This window comes from Dolichospermum flos-aquae CCAP 1403/13F, from assembly GCF_012516395.1.
GTDB classification, from domain to species: Bacteria; Cyanobacteriota; Cyanobacteriia; order Cyanobacteriales; family Nostocaceae; genus Dolichospermum; species Dolichospermum lemmermannii.
The window spans coordinates 2,569,375-2,589,273 of record NZ_CP051206.1; the positions used below are offsets into that span (position 1 = coordinate 2,569,375).

Below are 19,899 nucleotides of genomic sequence, written 5' to 3' on the forward strand. Positions count from 1 at the left end.
ATCATAAATTAATCAAAAATGAAATTTATATCAATTTTTTACGGGCTGTTTTTGTTGAGTGTTTTAGGAATCTACTGGACTGTTAATTTAGCAAATATAAGATTATGGATACTGCTAATAGCCAGCCTTGTTTTCTACGCATCTTTGCACATTCAATATTTACCATTACTTTTAGCACTAACTTTTATTAACTTCCGTCTAGGTTTAGAAATTGGCAGCAATACTTCACCAGGAAAGCATTCTCAAAACTGGAATTTATCTAACGAAGAACGGCAATTTACTCAAGCTGACTGGAATCAACGTCGTCTCAAAGTATTGTCGATTGGTATAGGTTTTAATGTTTTTATTCTTTTAGGTTTTAAATACATAAATAATTTCCTAAATTTAGTTTTTAATCAGCCGACAAATTCACCAGAATCATTAATTAAGTTAGTTGCACCTTTAGGAATTTCTTTCTTTACATTTGAATGTATTGCTTATTTAATAGATGTTTATCGTGGCGCTACTGCTACTACTAAATTTATCCAATTTGCCACATATAAATTATTTTTTGCCAAACTAATTTCTGGGCCAATTACTCGTTACCATAATTTAGCAATTCAATTTGATACCCTAAGATTTCCCAGCATTGATAGAGTTGCTGAAGGACTGTGGTTAATTGCTAGAGGTGCGGTTAAAAAAGGTATTTTCGCTGATAATTTGGGTATATTTGTGGATTTATGCTTTGGTAACTTACAAAGAGCAGGTAGTACAGATTTGTGGTTAGCTACCTTTGCTTATGGCTTGCAACTATATTTAGATTTCAATGGTTATGTTGATATTGCTCGTGGTAGTGCTTTACTATTTGGTTTAGTTTTACCGGAAAATTTTGATTTTCCCTATTTCAGTACCAGTATTGCCGATTTTTGGCGACGCTGGCACATCACATTGGGTGATTGGTTGCGTAATTATCTTTATTTTCCTTTAGGTGGTTCTCGACGCGGATTAATGCGTACCTGCGGAAATTTATTAATAGTAATGCTAATAGCTGGTATCTGGCACGGTTCAGCTTGGGGTTTTATTATTTGGGGTGTATTGCATGGTATCGCTTTAGCTGGGCATCGTCTCATTAGTGTATTAAGCGATCGTTTGACAATTCTTAATTTATTTTGGAAAAACCCGCTAGGAATAATTTTTGCTTGGTTTTTGACACAAATCATGGTTTTTACATCTTGGATTTGGTTTCGTCTCCCCAACCTCCAAGACTCTGCTTTAGTTATTCAACATCTTTGGGGTCATGGGGGTGATCAACAATTTGCCGCAAAGGTCTATATAGAAGCTCTAAATATGAGTCAATATCAAATTTCTTATTTGCTGCTCGGCATAGCTTTGCTGATGAGTATTTCTTATGCTTTTAAACGAGAAATGAAATTAGAGTTTAGCTGGCCAATTAAAATTGTTTTTGTCCCTTTATGCTTTTATGCGGTTTGGTTACTAGCGCCTGAAGGCAGTTTACCTTATATATACTTTGATTTTTAGGAGTGAATTTGCGGCTGCAATTTCTGTAAACCTCATTACATTAGGAAAACATATAACTGATATAACTAATACTAATTCTAATTATCTTTACAAATTTAAACTTATCCTCTAATGTTGTATACAGGTAGGCAAAACCACCTACCAACATCATAAGAAAATAAAGCAATTATAAAATGACCACAACCTTACAACAGCGCTCAACCGCTAACGTATGGGATCGCTTCTGCGAGTGGATCACCAGCACTGACAACCGTTTATATGTCGGTTGGTTCGGTGTATTAATGATCCCTACCCTGTTAGCCGCTACTACCTGCTTCATCATCGCTTTCATCGCTGCGCCTCCCGTTGACATTGACGGTATCCGTGAGCCAGTCGCAGGTTCTTTGATCTACGGAAACAACATCATCTCTGGTGCAGTTGTTCCTTCCTCTAACGCTATTGGTTTGCACTTCTACCCAATCTGGGAAGCAGCTTCCTTAGATGAGTGGTTGTACAACGGTGGTCCTTACCAATTGGTAGTATTCCACTTCTTAATCGGTGCAGCTTGCTACTTAGGCCGTGAGTGGGAACTTTCTTACCGTTTGGGTATGCGTCCTTGGATCTGTGTAGCTTTCTCTGCACCTTTAGCAGCAGCTACCGCAGTATTCTTGATCTACCCAATTGGTCAAGGTTCATTCTCCGATGGTATGCCTTTGGGTATCTCTGGAACATTCAACTTCATGATCGTGTTCCAAGCTGAACACAACATCTTGATGCACCCCTTCCATATGTTGGGTGTAGCTGGTGTATTCGGTGGTTCTTTGTTCTCTGCAATGCACGGTTCTTTGGTAACTTCTTCCTTGGTTAAGGAAACAACTGAAACCGAATCTCAAAACTACGGTTACAAGTTCGGTCAAGAAGAAGAAACATACAACATCGTTGCAGCCCACGGCTACTTCGGTCGTTTGATTTTCCAATACGCTTCTTTCAACAACAGCCGTCAATTACACTTCTTACTAGCTGCATGGCCAGTATTTGGTATTTGGTTCACCGCTTTGGGCGTTAGCACAATGGCGTTCAACTTGAACGGTTTCAACTTCAACCAATCCGTCATTGATTCTCAAGGTCGCGTTATCGCTACTTGGGCTGACGTAATCAACCGCGCTAACTTAGGTATGGAAGTAATGCACGAGCGTAACGCTCACAACTTCCCCCTAGACTTGGCTGCTAGTGATGTTGCTCCTGTTGCAATGAGCGCTCCTGCAATCAACGGTTAATAATTAAAGCTTTGTTAATAGCTTAATTACAGAATCACCCTCCAGAAATGGGGGGTGTTTTTGTTTTAGCTACTAATCAGCTAGAATAGAATCTAAACTTAGAAGTTTATCAGAGTCTAAATTTTCAAATGTATAGATTTATAACAAGTATCAAAAAGTGCGATTTTCAACTTCTTTACTCTAGTTCCCCCATTAATCAGAAACATCATATTTTGTCACAATTGGGACCATTACAGCAAGTGTTTAAAAAATTTATTGAGACTGAACAAAATACTATACCACTAGAAAATACGGAGCTAATAGAATTATTTGATTCTTGTATGGACATTACAAAAGATGTAGAAGAACTGACAGAAATCCTGCAAAAAATTGCCCCTGGAAACAAAAGAGTTGGCTTTCACCAAATAAATTTAATTGTGGATAACTTGCGAACAAGACTTAGAAAATATCTCCAATATAAGGGATATACTCTTGATCTAATTCCTCATGATCATGCGTTTGGTAGTGGAGGTGATTTTATTAAAACAATTCATGCAACTACTAGCGCATCTATTGTTGTAGCTCCTCTAATGACTATGTGTAAGACTGGAACAATAAATGTAACTTCCTTACACGGAAGTGATCAAGCAATGACAGAAATTGGATATAACCAAATCTCCATTAAACCATATTTATTGAAAGACCTACTTGTTAAGTATAATTTCGCTTTTGTTTCATTGGGAGATATGGGACTTCCCTATTCAGATGTACTTAAGAAAGCTAGAAAAAAGCTATGGGAAAAGAATTTGGAGGAAATAAATTCTAGATATAGACCTGAAGACAATAATTGGCAAAAAGTTGTCAGAAATTTAAATATACCTCAAGTTATAGACATTTTTAAGATTGTAGCTCCCAATGCACAGATATTAAATCCTGTTCATCATTCTACAGGTGTATGCCATTTAAAAATGATTCCTTATATTATTGGTGTATATCTACACTTGAATAGTAGTGGTATAATTTGTCATTGTTATGACGGAATTGACGAAGTATCTAATGCGTCTGTCACTCTTTTGGGGGATAACCCCAATAATCTTATAGTCAAAATTGACTCGGAAAATATCACCATTGCAGAATTTTTACCAGAAGATATTGGTCTTGAAAGAGTAAGTATAGAAGAAATTAAAGAAAAAAAGTTAGTCAGCGAAGAAATTAATATCTTTTGGCAGATTCTTGCTGGTGAAAAAGAATACTTCAAATCAAAGAGAGACTTTATTGTAGCAAATGCTGCTTTGGTACTTGTGGCTGGTAATAAAGTATCTAATCTTGATCAAGATATTATCAGTCAACTAAGAGAAGGGGTCAAAATAGCTGAAAATTTAATTGATTCAGGTAAGTCTTATAGGAATTTTAGTCAACTATTATTAGAGCTACAAAATCAATATGCTTAAGTAAAAAAACTATAATATTTACTCTAGGATAATAAATAAGTCTTCAGTTTTTGGATACTTACTTTTAATCAGGTTTTTTATAGAATCTGGTAAGTCATTTATAAATACATTTCTTGCCCTAAATTCTTGTTGCTTGACTCTGATATTTATATCTTGCTTATTTGCAATCTCATTAAACAATGCTGAATTTTGTATATAGTAGCCTTGAGGATACTCAATATACATAACATGATCATAGCTACGTTGAGTAATCCCTCCTTGTATAACTTCTACTTTTAAGTAAAGAAAATCCTCTAAAGTTATGCTTCTCATATCTTGCCATATCTCATCAAAACGTTCATTGATAAATCCACCCACAGGTGAATCAACTGGTAGTTTTAACTGCTTGCCCATAGTCGAAAGTTTACCAGAGCGAAAGAAAGTGACAAATAAGTGTGGTGTACACATATAAATAGCTAGAGAGGGGCTACTATTGTATAGTTTGACTTCTAATTGATTTACTTTTCCGTATAATTCTAATTGGCTATTAATGTTTTGTATTTCCCGTAAATTAATATAAATATTGTCTGCTACATTTATATTAATGAATTCTGGTGATGCGGTTTTTAATTCATTTGAACGTGCATCCACTAAATCTATATTATCTGGATTGAGTAGCAAAATTTGAATTTTAGAACTAGGATTTTTATCAATAAAATTTAAGATCGCATTTACAAATATTTCCTTGTATTTATCATCTTTTAATAAATCTGTCCAGGTTTCCATTATTCTAATTGAAACAATATTAATTTGAATTTGTTTTAATTGAGCAACTGTATTAATAAATTCTATTTTATTAAAAAATTCTAGCTTAACTCCTTGTTGCTCGTCTATTTCTTTAAGTCTTATTAGAATAATTTCAAAAGCAATAAAAGTACATACAGTTCCTAGTAAGTTAAATCCGAGGTCTTGAGAAATGCTGTAAAAACTAAGTTTTTCTCCTCCTAAAGAGGACAATGCAATTAAAAATATTGATAATATAAAAAGAATAGAGCCAATCAAAAATGATGGATTACGAACAAGATTATTGAATCTTATCATTGTGAAACTAATATTTTTTCGCATTATTTTTATTTTTTTATTGGAGCTAATATTTGTACTTTTCATGATGTTTTTATTTTCACAAAAGATATTAATTTGTCCTTATTGATAGCATAATAACTATAGGACTAATATTTGATTTTTGGAATATACGCAGGGGGAGGCTTTTTCAATCTAAATTACTTAAATTTTTAATCATTTATGATTTCTGTATCAATACCTTGTCCAAATTAGAAAAAGCCTTGATTTGTAGGTTGGGTTGAAGCATGAAACCCAACCTACAGGAAATGGATAAGGTATTGCTGTAAAGGCACAACTATTCAAAATAATACTGGTACAAGACGAAGTAAGTCAAGTAACCGGAACTGAGGAAATGAATGTAATATTTTACACTGTTACATTAGATATTTTCCTGATTTTTAATTTTTTATTCTGTCCTGCGGTACTCGTGTAAAGAGTAAGTAAAATGGGAATATCCGTAATTAAAACCTTATGCCTAGTACCGCTAATTTTCTGCAATATACCCAATGGTCAGGTATTGCGACAATAGTATTTGCAGTCCTGACAATCTTAGCTTTCATTCTTAAATGGGGCTTTCGCTTTCGACTGGTGGGTGCAACTGGCTTTATGCTGGTACTGACAGGGGGATTATTTTCACTTTCCCTCGTTCCCCTGAGTCGCACAATTATTCCTGGTGCTGTCAAGTACAGCCTAGTTTATGATAACGGTTCTAACCAAACAGTAATTGCCGTCGCACCAGAAATTACTCCCACAGAATTAGAAGCAACTTTACGTCAAGCAGCTAGTAACCTTTATTCCTATGGTCGCTTAGGTACTGGTGGTAGTAAGGAAATGATAGTCCGCGCTCGCACTATTATCCACCCAGAAATAGGGTTATCTGTACCGCTGTACTTGGGTCAAGTAAATCGCACTTTGGTCAGTCGTGAAGACCCAGAAATGGTGGTAGAAGTTTATTTAGATAAATTTGCTTCATTACCAGAACCCACTGCTTCATAGGTGACGGGGAATGGGTAATTGGGAATGGGTAATTGGGAAGAAAAATATTCTCCTCTTCCCCCTGCCCCCTGCTTCTTTCTTGTTTGCACATTTTTTGGTCATCTATCATACAATAAAGATTATTTTAAAATTTGATTAAGAAATATCAATAGTTTTGGCAAAATCAAGATCATGCCTAATCAACATTCTACTGAAACTTTGTCCACTCAAACCTCTAGTTCATTTTTCAGCCTTTCTGTTTCCCCTGGGAAAGTAATTCGCGGTGCGGGTGTGTTGTCAACCGTTGCGGGTGAAGTTGCTAATTTGGGAACTCGTCCCTTAATTATTGCTGGAAATCAGACTCTCAATCTGAGTCAAGAGAGTTTACAATCTCTTTTCCAATCTCCAGAATTACATCCTTTGTCAGTTTCCTATGGTGCTGATTGTTGTGAAGCTAGTTTGAAAGCCTTACGCAAAGCCGCTAAAGAACATAAAGCTGATCTGATTATCGGTATTGGTGGTGGTAAAGCCCTGGATACGGCTAAATTAGTCGCCCACCAATTGACATTACCAATTGTGACAATTCCCACTTCTGGGGCTACCTGTGCGGCTTGGACTGCCCTTTCTAATGTCTATTCAGAAACCGGGGCGTTTTTATATGATGTGGCTTTATCTCGCTGTCCTGATTTGCTGATTTTGGATTATAATTTAGTTCAGACTGCACCTCCAAGCACATTAATAGCAGGAATTGGGGATGCGATCGCTAAATGGTATGAAGCATCAGTAAGTAGTGGGCATTTGCAACAAACTTTAATTATTGCTGCGGTTCAACAAGCGCGAATTTTACGCGATATTTTATTGCAAAAGTCTGCTGCTGCGTTACAGTCCCCAGGTACGGAAATTTGGCAAGAAGTTGTAGACGCAACCGTACTCCTAGCTGGAGTAATTGGGGGACTAGGAGGGGCGCAATGTCGCACAGTCGCTGCCCATGCAGTTCATAATGGCTTAACTCATATTTCTGGACATGGTAGTATTCACGGGGAAAAGGTCGCTTATGGTATCCTGGTACAACTGCGGTTAGAAGAAATGATCCAGGGAAATCAATTAGCAGCGTCAGCAAGACAACAATTGTTGAAGTTCTATGCAGAGATTGGACTACCCCAAAAATTAGCAGATTTGGGATTAGGTAATATCACTCTGGGTGAGTTACAAACAGCAGCAGAAATTAGTTTAGAACCTAATTCTGATATCCACCGTCTACCGTTTAATGTAGCGTTGGAACAATTGATGGCCGCAATGGTTTCTACCACTGCACCAATAGATGTTAATCGTGTTTCCACCAGGGGAATAAGTGACGAGGTGAAGGAATGAGTTTGAGTTGGATTTCTCCCGCAGAACGGATACAAAAATTGCCGCCTTATGTGTTTGCCCGTTTGGACGAATTAAAGGCTAAGGCTAGAGAACAAGGGTTAGATTTGATTGATTTGGGTATGGGTAATCCTGATGGACCTACTCCCCAACCAGTGATAGAAGCGGCTATGGCAGCTTTGCAAAATCCCGCTAATCACGGTTATCCTCCATTTGAAGGGACTGCAAGTTTCCGTAAGGCGATTACTCAATGGTATCATCGCCGTTATAGTGTTACCCTTGATCCTGATAGTGAGGCTTTACCCTTACTCGGTTCTAAGGAAGGTTTGGGACATTTAGCGATCGCCTATATTAATCCTGGTGATACTGTATTAGTACCTTCACCATCTTACCCTGTGCATTTTCGTGGACCGATTATTGCTGGGGGAGTTATCCATAATTTAATTCTCAAGGAAGAAAATAATTGGTTAATTGATTTAGCAGCTATTCCTGAGGAAGTGGCTAGAAAAGCGAAAATCCTCTATTTCAATTATCCTAGTAATCCTACCGCAGCCACAGCCCCCCGCGAATTTTTTGAGGAAATTGTGGCCTTTGCACGGAAGTATGAAATCCTTTTAGTCCATGATTTATGTTACGCAGAATTAGCTTTTGATGGTTATCAACCCACTAGCTTGTTAGAAATTCCTGGTGCTAAGGAGATTGGTGTCGAGTTTCACACTCTCTCTAAAACCTATAATATGGCAGGTTGGCGCGTTGGTTTTGTTGTCGGAAATCGTCACGTTATCCAAGGTTTGCGGACTCTGAAAACCAATTTAGATTATGGCATTTTTTCGGCTTTACAAACAGCAGCAGAAACAGCTTTGCAACTTCCTGATTCTTATTTACATGAAGTGCAACAACGTTACCGCGTTCGTCGAGATTTTTTAGTAGATGGTTTGGGTAAGTTAGGGTGGAATATTCCCAAAACTGAAGCGACTATGTATTTGTGGATAAAATGTCCGGTGGGAATGAATTCTACAGATTTTGCTTTGAATGTTTTACAGCAAACTGGGGTGGTTTTGACTCCTGGAAATGCCTTTGGTGTGGGTGGTGAAGGCTATGTGAGAATTAGTTTAATTGCAGATTGCGATCGCTTGGGTGAAGCTTTACAAAGATTCAAGGAAGCGGGGATTTGCTATCAATCGGAAGTTTCTGTTTCTGCGTGATAATTAAGGTGAATACACAATCTCAAAAGAATTAAGATCATGACGATTCTGGAAAAAGTAGTAACTACGATGCAGCAGTTACCTATAGATCAACAGCAGCAAGTTCTCCGTTTTGTTGAGTTTCTGGCATTTGAATTGGGTAATCATCAAGTTAATCAAGATTCTGAAAACTCAAATCTAAAAAAGCCTGAAGCTTCTCCTCATGATCTATTGAGAAAATGGGAAGGAGTTATTGAAGGTGGGGTAGACGATCTTTCTTTTAATAAGAAATACATGGAAGAATATGGGCAGAAATGAATCAGCAGATAATTCTTGATACTGGTGTTTTGGTTGCTTATTTCAGGAAATCTGATCGCTTTCATCAATGGGCTGTAACTCAATGGAGATATTATGAACGATAAAATACAATATGAATTAGAAGATGACTTAAAAGAAGAATATGATTTAAGTCAACTAAAAAATCCTATTCAGGGTAAATATTCTCAACGATATCAAGAAGGATATAGTGTTACTATTCATCATGAAGATGGGACAACGACAGTAGAACATTTCCCTAAACAAAATGATATGATTATTCTTGATCCTGATGTGAAACAATATGAGTAAACTAATCTTAGAAATTCCTGATCAAGTAACTGAGGGATTACGTCTACCTCCTGATGAACGTCTGCATCGCATCCGCACTGAATTAGCAATTAGACTTTATCAAAAAGGGATTCTTTCTTTTGGGAAAGCCCGTGAATTGTCGCAATTAAGTAAATGGGAATTTCATGAGTTATTGGGACAAGAAAATATTGATCGTAGTTATGATTTAGAAGAGTTAGAAACAGATTTAGAGACATTTTCATAAGCCTCAATTATTGTTCTTAATGTATCTAATAAATTATAAAGAGGATGTTCTTCATTAGTACCAATTTCATCAAGTAAATCATTTAATCTTGAAATTGCTTGTTCATATTCTTCTTCATGCAGAATATCTTTAAACACTATTTGCGTTTTGTTATCCATATAACCAACCAAACCAAAAGAGTCCATCCCAAGGTAGCAATTATGCTTAAAATTAATGAAGCTGAAAAGTAATTTTTTGGTAATAAAGGTGAGTTGATCTTATCTATGTGCGTAGTGATAATACCGGAAAATATAGCACCACCACCCAAACCTATACCTAATACTTGTACTGTTGTTTCTAAAGAGCGATCGCTTTTAGCTTGTTCTATTTCCACTATACCACGAATTGAGTTAATGGCTTGATCTAATAATTGTGAACCATGTTGAAAATAGCCTAAATCGGCTTGAATTTGCCGTTTAAAGGTGACACAATTCTTATTTAGGAAAATTTCTAGAAAATCTAAATTTTCACCGTTTAAATTATGTTTTATTTGTGCTAATTTATCGCTATAATTATCTGCATTAATCACAATTGTATTTTGGGAATCTTCTAAACTTAAAAGTAATCTGGTATATTCAAGTGCTAATCTAGGAAACGCTCTTAACTGGTTTTGTAATTTCTTTAAATCCTGTCTGGTTATATCTTGATTGTTTTTCAGTTCGAGAATTTTATTAACTTCAGATTCTATATCTCTATACTTTTTATCTAAGTCTTTATATATAGCCCGACTGTCTTTATAAGCTTTGATTATCTTGCTATGACGAAAAAACAAATCTAGTAATTCTGAACAAGATTGTTCAAATTTATTTCCAGTTTCTTGTTTTGTAAATAAACAAATTAAAACTTGTTGATCTTGACTAGATTGATTTGGTAAACCATATTCAAATATCGGACTACCAAATAATTCACCTTGACGATAAAAAGGTGGAATTGTATTTTGATTAGGGAAAATTTGCTTTAAACATTCATCAGCTATTTTTTGATGATCATTTTGAATTTTAGCATTATTTATCCAAGCTGTAATTAAAATAGTTTGTCCCAGAAATAAAGGATTTAATGGTAAAATTAAGCAATTATTGGGATTTAAAAGTTTGAGAAAATCAGTTTCTACATCTTCCGTAGGTTGGTTATTTTCCTGTTCTGGACGACGTAAATTTAACCACAAACCGTAACTATCAGAAATTCGACAAGGATAAGCGAAACCTGTAATTAAAATATCTTGTTGAGGAATTGGGTTAACATTCCCCTCCAAATATACAGCTACTTCATTTTGATCATTCAGAATATCTACTTTATTAAATCCCTCATCTTTTTTAACATCAATTTTTTGACTGAGTTGTAAATCTTGTTTGAGAACTTCTTTAATAATATCATTACCACGTTCCCAGATAAACTTTAAATCTTTACTATCTATATTATCATCAAAATTTGAGCCTTTATAAAGTTGAAAAGTGAAAACGTGAATATTAGGTGCATATATTTTCATAATTTAGCTATACCAAATACGACTGAAATGTGAATTTTGACAAGATTTAAAAAACAGTTAATTTAAGCCCCGGTAACTGAAAATCGCCGCTACACAAACAAATTCCGCCCGCGCAGACTAAAAATCAAGGATTTGATTTTGTCTGTGTAGACGCGATTTCTAACCACCAGTTTAACTTGTATAATCAACCGATTTATTCATTTTTAATTATGGGTTTTGGGCTGGTGTCTTTTTTTCTTTCAGTTTTTCTACGTCCTTTTGTAAAAGTCGGTAGCGATTTTCTACGGTGTTTTCTTCATTTTCTGGTTTAGTTCTAGGGACTCTACCAATTTCCCTTTCCCGTTCTTCTAAAAAGACTGCATTTCTAACTTTTTCATAGTCAAGATACCATTGACGGATAGCTTCTGCAACTACTTCCGGAGGTTCAGTTTCTATACCAGCGATAGTTTTTTGTAATTCTGTGATAGCATCTAAAGAAACGTCGGAAAAAACATAATCTTGGTTTCTCACGACTTCGGTAAATGCTTGGATAATTTGATTAGCTTCCATAGGTTTAGTTTGTGAATTGATTAGTATTTTAGCTGATTTTAACTCGTTCCCAGACTCTGGCTGGGAATGCAGTTTTTCAGGCTCGGCCTGAAGTAAAATGATATAGTGGAGGTAGAGCCTCTGCAATTCATTCCCGGTCAGAGACAGGGAACGAGGGAAAACGCACTCGCATAAACTAGAAAGTCAAAATTTATAAAAATTGATTCTAGGATTAATATAGTCGGTTTTAACCGACTTTAGCTTTTAGACAGAGAATTTATTCTCTGGCTTAAGAATACATCAATTTTCATTAATTTGACACTTACAATCACTGCTAAATCTCTACATGAAATAATACGAAATTTTTGATAATGTTGGGTTTCACTTTGTCAACTCAACCTACATTACAGGAGAAACGGCACAAAAAGCAGCCCAAAAATATGGTTGGTTAAATGGTTGATGTTCGGGTCTACATTGCTTAGATAATGAATTAATAATGTTCTCTTTTTGTTCCTCCTTTATTTCAGTTTTCTGCTTCAACCAATCAATGATTTCTACCTGTGTAGCTTTGCGTAACCATTCCTGGACTGTGTTTAATGCCAATGTGATATCCTGGGAATTATTGGCGATATTTTCATATAATTTAATCATTAAAATAGCGGTGTGAACATCACTCACAGTCCACAAACTGCTAACAATATTAACTGCACCGGCTTTCATAAAACCACTGGATAAACCAATAAATTCATCACTGTTACTTCTAACATCAATTACGCCGGTTTCGCAAGCAGAAAGACAAACAAGATAACATTGAGGGAGATTTAATTCTAAGATATCTGCTAATGTCAAACATTTTGATAAATCAATAGCAGTTTCTTCATTAATTCTCACATAACGAGATGAATATGTTGTCAAAAGTGAAGCATTAACTTCCGAATCAGCGAGTTGTAAAGCTGATTTTAATGGTGATAATAAATTAAACTTACCGTGACAAGAAAAATGTAACCATTGGGAATTAGTAAAGTTATTAAATGTGGTAGTTTCTTGTAAATTGGCTTTGCTGGCCTCATCATTTTTGAGGATTTGCTGGGGGTGGAAATTAGCTGCAATTGTTTCCACTTCAGTGTTAGTAAAAGGTAAATTGTTATTAGGATCTTGAATTGCAAATAGGTTACTTAATCTTGTTCTCTCTCCTTCTAGGAGAGAGTTAGACAGAGGTTCTAATCTTGTTCTCTCTCTTTGTAGAATAGGGTTAGAAAGACGTTCTTTAGCAATATTCAAAAGTTGACAACTGGGTGCATAACTGACACCACCAGGATATTTATCAAATAAATATTCTGAATTTGTAGATAAAGGAATAGCATGCAAAGGTAATAAGTGTAAATAACGGTGGGGAATGATAATTATTTTTTGAATATCCTTTGGAACTTGGGCAATTATTTGATTAATATGGAAAATTTCTGCAAGTTCGGTAAGTTGATAATTTAAATTATTTCGCCATTTCTTACGGTCGGAATAGTAAAGGGTGAGATATTTATTAATCCAATCTCTGAATTGATCTAAATCTTCCTCTGTAGATTTCCAAATTATTGGTTTATCGTTGTTTTTGGTAATAATGAAAGCCCGGAAACAATCATTAAAAATGTAAAATTGAATAATTGCAGTTTTCTCATCTAACAGATTTTGAATTTCTGAATATTCAATTGGTGTAAAATCAACCTTTTCAGCAATCAATTCTACTAAATTGCGGGTTTTACTGCGTTCAATATAACTGATAGCTTCCCTTTCTTTACCCAGCACTAAACAAACTTCCACCATGCGTACAAAAAGTTGATTCCATTCTTCTGCTTGTTTGCGTTTACTTTCTTCCCCAGAAATAATTTCCCCCCGTATATCTTCAACTGTGACAAGGGCAGATTTAAAGGTATCGTAAGCTAAATCAAACTGTTGTGATTCTTGATAAAGAATACCCAAATTGAATAAAGTTTGAGCATTTTCTACAGGAAAATCGGTGCGGGTACTCACTTCTAAAGCTTGCTCATAAGCTGCAATGGCATTTTCCCGATTATCCGCTTTATCTCCCCTGATTCTATCTCTGTAGGCATTCCCCAGATTATTTTGCGTACCTGCCCAATCTACAGGAAAATTGGTGCGGGTTCTCACTTTTAAAGCATTATTATAAGCTGCAATGGCATTTTCCAGATTATCCGCTTTATCTCCCCTGATTCTGAATAAGTAGGCATTTCCCAGATTATTTTGCTTACCTGCCCAATCTACAGGAAAATCGGTGCGGGGTTTCACTTTTAAAGCTTCATTATAAGCTGCGATGGCATTTTCCAGATTATCCGCTTTATCACCCCTGATTCTACCACAGTAGGCTATCCCCAGATTATTTTGCGTCGTTGCCCAATCTACAGGAAAATCGGTGCGGGTTCTCACTTTTAAAGCTTCATTATAAGCTGCGATGGCATTTTCCAGATTATCGGCTTTATCACCCCTGATTCTCTTAAAGTAGGCTATCCCCAGATTATTTTGCGTCATTGCCCATTGTACAGGAAAATCGGTGCGGGTACTCACTTCTAAAGCTTGAATATAAGCTGCGATGGCATTTTCCAGATTATCCGCTTTATCTCCCCTGATTCTATCTCTGTAGGCAGTCCCCAGATTATTTTGTAAATTTCCCCATTGTTCTGGAGAAGTTTCACGGGTGAAAACAGTGGCAACTATTTCATAACCAGTAATAGCAATTTCCACATTATCAGGTTTGTTACCTAAAGGAAATTGCTGTATCAAATTACTAAAGTTACCTATCACTTCAGCGATGGATTTTGCTGTGTCTGGTTCTGCTTCTTCTAGTGTATTTGTTGCCCAAACCTGTAATAATTTAACAAAGGTGAGATTAAGTTTATCCGTATTTGCAGCCAGTAAAGGGTAAACTACCTGGGGATTAACTTTACTTTCTGCGGTTGCTTGTAATACTTCTAATAAAAATTGTAAATAGGTATCAAAATTTGCTTGATTAAGCGGCGTTTCTGGTTCTGGAGTATTCCCATTTGGGGGTATATCTAACTCTTCACTGAGTTGAGAAGCTAACCCCAGCAACCAGTTAGCAGTATTTTCCTCTCCCTGTTGGGTAAAGGTCGCTGCTACCTCTACCACCACTTGTAAAAAATCAACATCGAGTAATTCCCTGTTAGCTTGTAATATAGCCGCTTCTTCACCATGGGGACAACTAAGCAGTTGTTGAATTAGCTGTTGATATGCCTGTAGACGCTGTTCATTCATAAATTTGGACTGGGTTGGGGTAGCATTTAGATGATGCTTCAATAGTATTTTCCCATATTTCGGACAATATTATCCTAAAAATCCTCAAATCCTGGAAATCCTGATTCAGACAATTAATTATCCTGAAAATCCTCAAATCCTGGACATCCTGATTCTGACAATTAATTATCCTGTAAATCCTCAAATCCTGGACATCCTGATTCTGACAAAAAAATCATCAGCCGGTGCGTCAGATGCGATTATTTAGTGATCATGAATAGATTTTCAATTCTGACGCACCCTACAAAATCCCTATCCTGTTAATCCTTAAATCCTGGACATCCTGATTCAGACAATTAATTATCCTGTAAAATTATCCAAGGTGCGCGAATGGTAAGCACAAACTATGATTATTTGGGTAGATATTAATCCCAAAAACGAACCTTAAAGGAGAATTGCATCTTGGAAGTTAAAGCAGCAATAGCATACACCGCAGGAAAACCCCTCACAATTGAAACCGTAGAATTAGCACCACCACAAGCAGGAGAAGTATTAATTGAGATTAAAGCCAGTGGGGTTTGTCATACTGATGCTTTTACCCTGTCTGGTGATGATCCTGAAGGTTTATTTCCGGCAATTTTAGGACATGAAGGCGCTGGTATAGTTGTCGAAGTAGGGGCTGATGTCAAAAGTCTCAAACCTGGAGATCATGTAATTCCTTTATACACTCCCGAATGTCGGCAATGTGATTATTGTTTAAGTTTCAAAACCAATCTCTGTCAAGCAATTCGCGGCACACAAGGACGGGGATTAATGCCCGATGGTACTAGCCGTTTTAGTATCGGTGGAGACATGATTCACCATTATATGGGTACATCCACCTTCGCTAATTATACGGTATTGCCAGAAATCGCCGTTGCTAAAATTCGGGAAGATGCCCCTTTTGATAAAGTTTGTTATATCGGTTGTGGTGTGACAACAGGAATTGGTGCAGTTGTGAATACAGCTAAAGTAGAACCAGGCGCAAATGTGGTAGTTTTCGGTTTGGGTGGCATTGGCTTAAATGTGATCCAAGGGGCGCGAATGGTGGGCGCAAATAAGATTATTGGTGTAGATATTAATCCCAAAAAACGGGCTTTAGCTGAAAAATTTGGCATGACACATTTTGTCAATCCCCAAGAAGTTGCAGGTGATTTAGTTCCTTATTTGGTAGATTTAACAAACGGTGGTGCTGACTATTCCTTTGAATGTATTGGTAATGTCAATATCATGCGTCAAGCTTTAGAATGTTGTCATAAAGGTTGGGGTGTAAGTGTGATTATTGGTGTAGCTGGTGCAGGTAAAGAAATCAGCACTCGTCCCTTTCAATTAGTAACTGGCAGGGTTTGGAAAGGTTCGGCTTTTGGTGGTGCAAGAGGGCGGACAGATGTACCGAAAATAGTAGATTGGTATATGGATGGTAAGATTAATATTGATGATTTAATTACTCATGTGATGCCGATTGAAAAGATTAATGATGCTTTTGATTTGATGCACAAGGGGGAATCTATTCGGAGTGTGGTGACTTTTTAGGTTTTTGTTTCGCGCAAAGACGCTAAGGAGCAAAGGCGCAAAGGAAGAAGGGAGTTATAATTAATTCAACGTTACTAGGTTTTAATTATGCAGTCACCAAGGGCGAAAGAATCCGCTGTCAACCTGAATCTTTATGAAACGGATTTTTATGCCTGGACTCAACAACAGGCTAATTTATTACGTTATCAGCTATGGAATCAAGTTGATTTAGTTAATTTAATTGAGGAAGTTGAATCTTTGGGGAGAAGGGAACGCCAAGAATTAAGAAATCGTCTGATTATTTTAATTGGACATTTACTCAAGTGGGAATATCAATCGTCAAAACGTAGTCGGAGTTGGTTAGCAACTATTCGGATTCAACGGCGGGATATCATAAAATTACTGAATGAAAATCCTAGTTTACAGTCTTCTCTAGAAGTAGCACTTGAGGAAGCTTATGAAAATGCTAGGGATTTAGCATCAGGAGAAACAAATTTACCTTTATCAACTTTTTCTCCGCAATGCCTATATTTATGGGAAGATTTAATTAACTTAAACTTTTATCCTGGTGACGTTGCAAATGATAATTTGATGCAATAATCGGCATTGCTAAATTAAAATATAAAATTGGAAACTCACAAATTTCAAACTTTGCGCCTTTGCTTCTTTGCGCCTTTGCGCGAAACATAATTCATTATTCTCCTAACTCTTCAAACAACTTCGCTAACATCACATTAGAAAATATAAAACCATCGGGATCGCTAAAACGCAACCTATCCCCAACAATCTTCACCCAACCCTGAGCAAAGTATGGTTGCAAACAGCTTTGAATTCTCTCAACTTGATGGTTGCCAAAGTTTGTTGCTAAGGAATTTAAACTGACTCCTTCGGCTAACCGTAACCCTAACATGAGAGTTTCTAACAAAACATCTACCTGTGGTGTGATTTCACAATCAATGACAGCACCGTTTTTTAACCATTGGTAATATTCCTGGGTTTTGCGGGGACGGGTGAAGCGTTTACCTTGTATATAGCTGGCTGCACCCATACCAAAGCCATAATAGGGGCGATTTTGCCAATAAACTCGATTATGCTGGCATTGATGTCCTGGTTGGGCATAATTGGAAATTTCGTAATGTTCGTAACCAGCATCAGTTAAGGTTTTTTGCCCCAGTTGATACATTTTGACGGTGGTTTCATCTGTGGGTAAGGGATGATCTCCCGGTTTGTAATAACGATTGAAGGCTGTTCCGGGTTCAATGGTCAGGTCATAGATGGAAATGTGAGTTGGGGTGGCTGCTACTGCTTGGATTAAGGAATCTTGCCATTGTGCTAAAGATTGATACGGTAAGCCAGAAATCAAGTCTAAGCTAAATTCGGGAATCTCGACCTTGTGAATTAACTCTATAGCTGTAAATATATCTATAAGGGAATGCGATCGCCCAGCAGTTTTTAACAATTCTTCTTGGAAAGCTTGGACACCCAAACTCACGCGATTTACTCCTAAGCTACGATAACCAGCGATATGTGCAAAATCAAACGTCCCTGGGTCAATTTCCATAGAAATTTCTACCCCAGAGGCAATGCCAAATCGCTGTTCTAAGGTTGTCAATATAGATTGCAACTGTGCTGTTGATAATAGTGAAGGAGTACCACCACCAAAAAAAATTGTTTCTAAAGGTTGACTATAAGTTGGTGCAATCCTGATTTCTTGACATAAAACTTCAACATATTCGCCAATTGTCCCAGAATTTTCGCCCCGTGAGTTATTCCCGACCACAAATACCGGAAAATCGCAATAAAAACATCGTCGCCGACAAAAGGGAATATGCACATAAGCAGAACTGGGAATCCCCCAACCAATATCTTTTTGACTCATTTTGAACAATAGTGAAGTTAATTTGATTTGAATATTAAAAATAATGAAAATGAGGAGTTTGTTTACAACTTTTTATCCTTTTTCCCTAAAAATAAAAATAATATGCAGTAAAAACGCTTTAGTTATAATGTTGGCATATTCTGTCTGCCTGAGCAGCTAAGATGATTCCATCACTAAAAAGGACTCAAACAAGCATACTTTACTCTATCGAATAAATATCGTTGTAGGAACACAACATAACCATGCTGGATGTCATTATTATTCTCTCATTTATCTTGGCAGCGGCGGGAATAGGTTATTTCAGCACTGATCTACTCCCCCCTGGTACTCTTAATGGAGTTAGTGATTTAGATGCCTTACGCCTAGTTTTCGCTGTCTTTGCTGCCATTATCGGTGGTGCAGTCGGGCTGAGTTTCCAGACTACATACCGTCGGCTAGAGTCACAAGTCCGGGAAATGCCCCTAGAAGTCATTCTCACCCGTGCCATTGGCTTAGTAATTGGGCTATTACTCGCCAATCTGATGTTAGCCCCGCTATTTTTATTACCCATTCCCCCAGATTTTGGTTTTATCAAACCTCTTGTTGCTGTTGTTGGCAGTATTATCCTCTCTGTTACAGGAATGAACTTAGCCGATACTCACGGACGGGGGTTGTTAAGATTAATTAACCCCAATACTGTGGAAAGTATGGTGGTGGAAGGAACTCTTAAACCTGCTAATACTAAGGTTTTAGATACTAGCTGCATTATAGATGGCCGGATTGAAACATTACTAGAAACAGGATTTCTAGAAGGATTAATTCTTGTCCCCCAATTTGTTTTACAAGAATTACAACAAGTAGCCGACGCGAGTAAGGATCAAAAACGGGTCAGGGGAAGAAGAGGATTAGAAATTCTCAACCGCATTCGGGAAACTTATCCCGAACGCATTTTAATTAACCCTGTGGACTATGAAGATACTGCCACTGTTGATGCTAAATTGGTGCGTTTTGCTCAAGAAATCAATGGCACATTACTCACCAATGATTACAATTTATCGAAAGTTGCTAGTGTGCAAAAAGTTCCAGTTTTGAATGTTCATGATTTAGTCAATGCTGTTCGTCCAACTTATTTACCTGGTGATTATCTTGATTTGAAAATTCTCAAAGAAGGAAAAGAACCAACTCAAGGAATTGGCTATTTAGATGATGGCACAATGGTAGTAGTTGAAGAAGGTAGAGGTTATGTTGGTGGTGAATTGCGAGTAGTAGTTACCAGTGCTTTACAAACTTCTGCTGGAAGGATGATTTTTGCCAAACCCCAAGCTTCCGCATTAGCCTAAGGAATATGGCACGGAAAACTAGAGTTAAATTATGTAAATCGGTGTGGGAAAACTGCACCGATTTTGTTGATTAAGCTCAATGCTTATATTTGGCTGATCAATCTTAAACAGGATATTTTTATCTAATTAA

General features: G+C 36.8%; 18 protein-coding genes. 12 read left to right on the forward strand and 6 right to left on the reverse strand.

The window, feature by feature from the left end; all coding sequences use genetic code 11:
• Positions 1–18 precede the first annotated feature (18 nt).
• The 3 genes from HGD76_RS12645 to HGD76_RS12655 all read left to right on the forward strand — a co-directional run bounded on the left by HGD76_RS12645 (position 19) and on the right by HGD76_RS12655 (position 4,204).
• Positions 19–1,518, forward strand: a complete 1,500-nt coding sequence (locus HGD76_RS12645) for an MBOAT family O-acyltransferase (protein WP_168695997.1) — start codon at positions 19–21, stop codon at positions 1,516–1,518.
• A 173-nt stretch (positions 1,519–1,691) separates the two neighbouring features.
• Positions 1,692–2,774 (forward strand): photosystem II reaction center subunit D1, encoded by a 1,083-nt coding sequence (gene psbA / locus HGD76_RS12650; RefSeq protein ID WP_168695998.1) that lies wholly within the window; start codon positions 1,692–1,694, stop codon positions 2,772–2,774.
• 212 nt (positions 2,775–2,986) lie between these two features.
• Positions 2,987–4,204: a hypothetical protein gene (locus HGD76_RS12655; RefSeq protein ID WP_233467202.1), complete on the forward strand. Its 1,218-nt coding sequence runs from the start codon at positions 2,987–2,989 to the stop codon at positions 4,202–4,204.
• An 18-nt stretch (positions 4,205–4,222) separates the two neighbouring features.
• Here HGD76_RS12655 and HGD76_RS12660 read toward each other — a convergent pair whose 3' ends face one another.
• Positions 4,223–5,350, reverse strand: coding sequence for a hypothetical protein (locus tag HGD76_RS12660; RefSeq protein ID WP_168696000.1), 1,128 nt, complete (start codon positions 5,348–5,350; stop codon positions 4,223–4,225).
• 426 nt (positions 5,351–5,776) lie between these two features.
• Here HGD76_RS12660 and HGD76_RS12665 point away from each other — a divergent pair, with 426 nt between their 5' ends.
• The 6 genes from HGD76_RS12665 (at position 5,777) to HGD76_RS12690 (ending at position 9,703) form a co-directional block, all read left to right on the forward strand.
• Positions 5,777–6,301, forward strand: a complete 525-nt coding sequence (locus HGD76_RS12665; RefSeq protein ID WP_168696001.1) for a Ycf51 family protein — start codon at positions 5,777–5,779, stop codon at positions 6,299–6,301.
• Positions 6,302–6,472: 171 nt separating this feature from the next.
• The gene (locus tag HGD76_RS12670; protein WP_168696002.1) at positions 6,473–7,651 is read left to right on the forward strand and encodes an iron-containing alcohol dehydrogenase family protein; all 1,179 of its coding nucleotides are present in this window, start codon (positions 6,473–6,475) and stop codon (positions 7,649–7,651) included.
• The gene (locus tag HGD76_RS12675) at positions 7,648–8,853 is read left to right on the forward strand and encodes an aspartate aminotransferase (protein ID WP_168696003.1); all 1,206 of its coding nucleotides are present in this window, start codon (positions 7,648–7,650) and stop codon (positions 8,851–8,853) included. Before HGD76_RS12670 ends, HGD76_RS12675 begins: the two co-directional genes overlap by 4 nt.
• A gap of 39 nt (positions 8,854–8,892) precedes the next feature.
• Positions 8,893–9,150, forward strand: coding sequence for a hypothetical protein (locus HGD76_RS12680; protein ID WP_168696004.1), 258 nt, complete (start codon positions 8,893–8,895; stop codon positions 9,148–9,150).
• A 93-nt stretch (positions 9,151–9,243) separates the two neighbouring features.
• The gene (locus tag HGD76_RS12685) at positions 9,244–9,459 is read left to right on the forward strand and encodes a hypothetical protein (RefSeq protein ID WP_168696005.1); all 216 of its coding nucleotides are present in this window, start codon (positions 9,244–9,246) and stop codon (positions 9,457–9,459) included.
• On the forward strand, positions 9,452–9,703 hold the full coding sequence (locus HGD76_RS12690; protein WP_168696006.1) for a UPF0175 family protein: 252 nt from the start codon (positions 9,452–9,454) through the stop codon (positions 9,701–9,703). Before HGD76_RS12685 ends, HGD76_RS12690 begins: the two co-directional genes overlap by 8 nt.
• Here HGD76_RS12690 and HGD76_RS25375 read toward each other — a convergent pair.
• The 4 genes from HGD76_RS25375 to HGD76_RS12710 all read right to left on the reverse strand — a co-directional run bounded on the left by HGD76_RS25375 (position 9,658) and on the right by HGD76_RS12710 (position 15,041).
• Complete coding sequence (locus HGD76_RS25375) at positions 9,658–9,861, reverse strand: hypothetical protein (RefSeq protein WP_233466870.1); 204 nt, start codon at positions 9,859–9,861, stop codon at positions 9,658–9,660. The two genes, HGD76_RS12690 and HGD76_RS25375, sit on opposite strands and share 46 nt — an antisense overlap.
• Positions 9,840–11,228: a hypothetical protein gene (locus HGD76_RS12700; RefSeq protein ID WP_168696007.1), complete on the reverse strand. Its 1,389-nt coding sequence runs from the start codon at positions 11,226–11,228 to the stop codon at positions 9,840–9,842. Before HGD76_RS12700 ends, HGD76_RS25375 begins: the two co-directional genes overlap by 22 nt.
• A 207-nt stretch (positions 11,229–11,435) precedes the next feature.
• Entirely contained in the window at positions 11,436–11,777 is a 342-nt protein-coding gene (locus HGD76_RS12705) for a hypothetical protein (RefSeq protein ID WP_168696008.1), read from the reverse strand.
• Positions 11,778–12,155: 378 nt separating this feature from the next.
• Positions 12,156–15,041 (reverse strand): CHAT domain-containing protein, encoded by a 2,886-nt coding sequence (locus HGD76_RS12710; RefSeq protein WP_168696009.1) that lies wholly within the window; start codon positions 15,039–15,041, stop codon positions 12,156–12,158.
• Between the two features lie 441 nt (positions 15,042–15,482).
• Here HGD76_RS12710 and HGD76_RS12715 point away from each other — a divergent pair, with 441 nt between their 5' ends.
• Together HGD76_RS12715 and HGD76_RS12720 are read left to right on the forward strand one after the other, a co-directional pair.
• Positions 15,483–16,592 carry an S-(hydroxymethyl)glutathione dehydrogenase/class III alcohol dehydrogenase gene (locus HGD76_RS12715; RefSeq protein ID WP_168696010.1) on the forward strand — a complete coding sequence of 370 codons (1,110 nt, stop codon included), beginning with the start codon at positions 15,483–15,485 and terminating at the stop codon, positions 16,590–16,592.
• 87 nt (positions 16,593–16,679) lie between these two features.
• The gene (locus HGD76_RS12720) at positions 16,680–17,171 is read left to right on the forward strand and encodes a DUF29 domain-containing protein (protein ID WP_168696011.1); all 492 of its coding nucleotides are present in this window, start codon (positions 16,680–16,682) and stop codon (positions 17,169–17,171) included.
• A 94-nt stretch (positions 17,172–17,265) separates the two neighbouring features.
• Here the strand turns inward: HGD76_RS12720 and hemW are convergent, their stop codons facing one another.
• A complete protein-coding gene (gene hemW, locus HGD76_RS12725) occupies positions 17,266–18,450 on the reverse strand; it encodes a radical SAM family heme chaperone HemW (RefSeq protein WP_168696012.1) in 1,185 nt (394 codons plus the stop codon).
• A gap of 242 nt (positions 18,451–18,692) precedes the next feature.
• Between hemW and HGD76_RS12730 the strand changes: the two genes are divergently transcribed.
• The gene (locus HGD76_RS12730) at positions 18,693–19,769 is read left to right on the forward strand and encodes a PIN/TRAM domain-containing protein (protein ID WP_168696013.1); all 1,077 of its coding nucleotides are present in this window, start codon (positions 18,693–18,695) and stop codon (positions 19,767–19,769) included.
• The last annotated feature ends 130 nt before the right edge of the window (positions 19,770–19,899 follow it).

Excerpts from the sequence above, each read along its gene's own strand:
- HGD76_RS12705 (WP_168696008.1), bottom strand. The coding sequence starts at position 11,777 with ATGGAAGCTAATCAAATTATCCAAGCATTTACCGAAGTCGTGAGAAAC.
- psbA (WP_168695998.1), top strand. The coding sequence starts at position 1,692 with ATGACCACAACCTTACAACAGCGCTCAACCGCTAACGTATGGGATCGC.
- HGD76_RS12685 (WP_168696005.1), top strand. The coding sequence starts at position 9,244 with ATGAACGATAAAATACAATATGAATTAGAAGATGACTTAAAAGAAGAA.
- HGD76_RS12700 (WP_168696007.1), bottom strand. The coding sequence starts at position 11,228 with ATGAAAATATATGCACCTAATATTCACGTTTTCACTTTTCAACTTTAT.
- HGD76_RS12675 (WP_168696003.1), top strand. The coding sequence starts at position 7,648 with ATGAGTTTGAGTTGGATTTCTCCCGCAGAACGGATACAAAAATTGCCG.
- HGD76_RS12665 (WP_168696001.1), top strand. The coding sequence starts at position 5,777 with ATGCCTAGTACCGCTAATTTTCTGCAATATACCCAATGGTCAGGTATT.
- hemW (WP_168696012.1), bottom strand. The coding sequence starts at position 18,450 with ATGAGTCAAAAAGATATTGGTTGGGGGATTCCCAGTTCTGCTTATGTG.
- HGD76_RS25375 (WP_233466870.1), bottom strand. The coding sequence starts at position 9,861 with ATGGATAACAAAACGCAAATAGTGTTTAAAGATATTCTGCATGAAGAA.
- HGD76_RS12720 (WP_168696011.1), top strand. The coding sequence starts at position 16,680 with ATGCAGTCACCAAGGGCGAAAGAATCCGCTGTCAACCTGAATCTTTAT.
- HGD76_RS12670 (WP_168696002.1), top strand. The coding sequence starts at position 6,473 with ATGCCTAATCAACATTCTACTGAAACTTTGTCCACTCAAACCTCTAGT.
- HGD76_RS12710 (WP_168696009.1), bottom strand. The coding sequence starts at position 15,041 with ATGAATGAACAGCGTCTACAGGCATATCAACAGCTAATTCAACAACTG.
- HGD76_RS12680 (WP_168696004.1), top strand. The coding sequence starts at position 8,893 with ATGACGATTCTGGAAAAAGTAGTAACTACGATGCAGCAGTTACCTATA.
- HGD76_RS12690 (WP_168696006.1), top strand. The coding sequence starts at position 9,452 with ATGAGTAAACTAATCTTAGAAATTCCTGATCAAGTAACTGAGGGATTA.
- HGD76_RS12660 (WP_168696000.1), bottom strand. The coding sequence starts at position 5,350 with ATGAAAAGTACAAATATTAGCTCCAATAAAAAAATAAAAATAATGCGA.
- HGD76_RS12730 (WP_168696013.1), top strand. The coding sequence starts at position 18,693 with ATGCTGGATGTCATTATTATTCTCTCATTTATCTTGGCAGCGGCGGGA.
- HGD76_RS12645 (WP_168695997.1), top strand. The coding sequence starts at position 19 with ATGAAATTTATATCAATTTTTTACGGGCTGTTTTTGTTGAGTGTTTTA.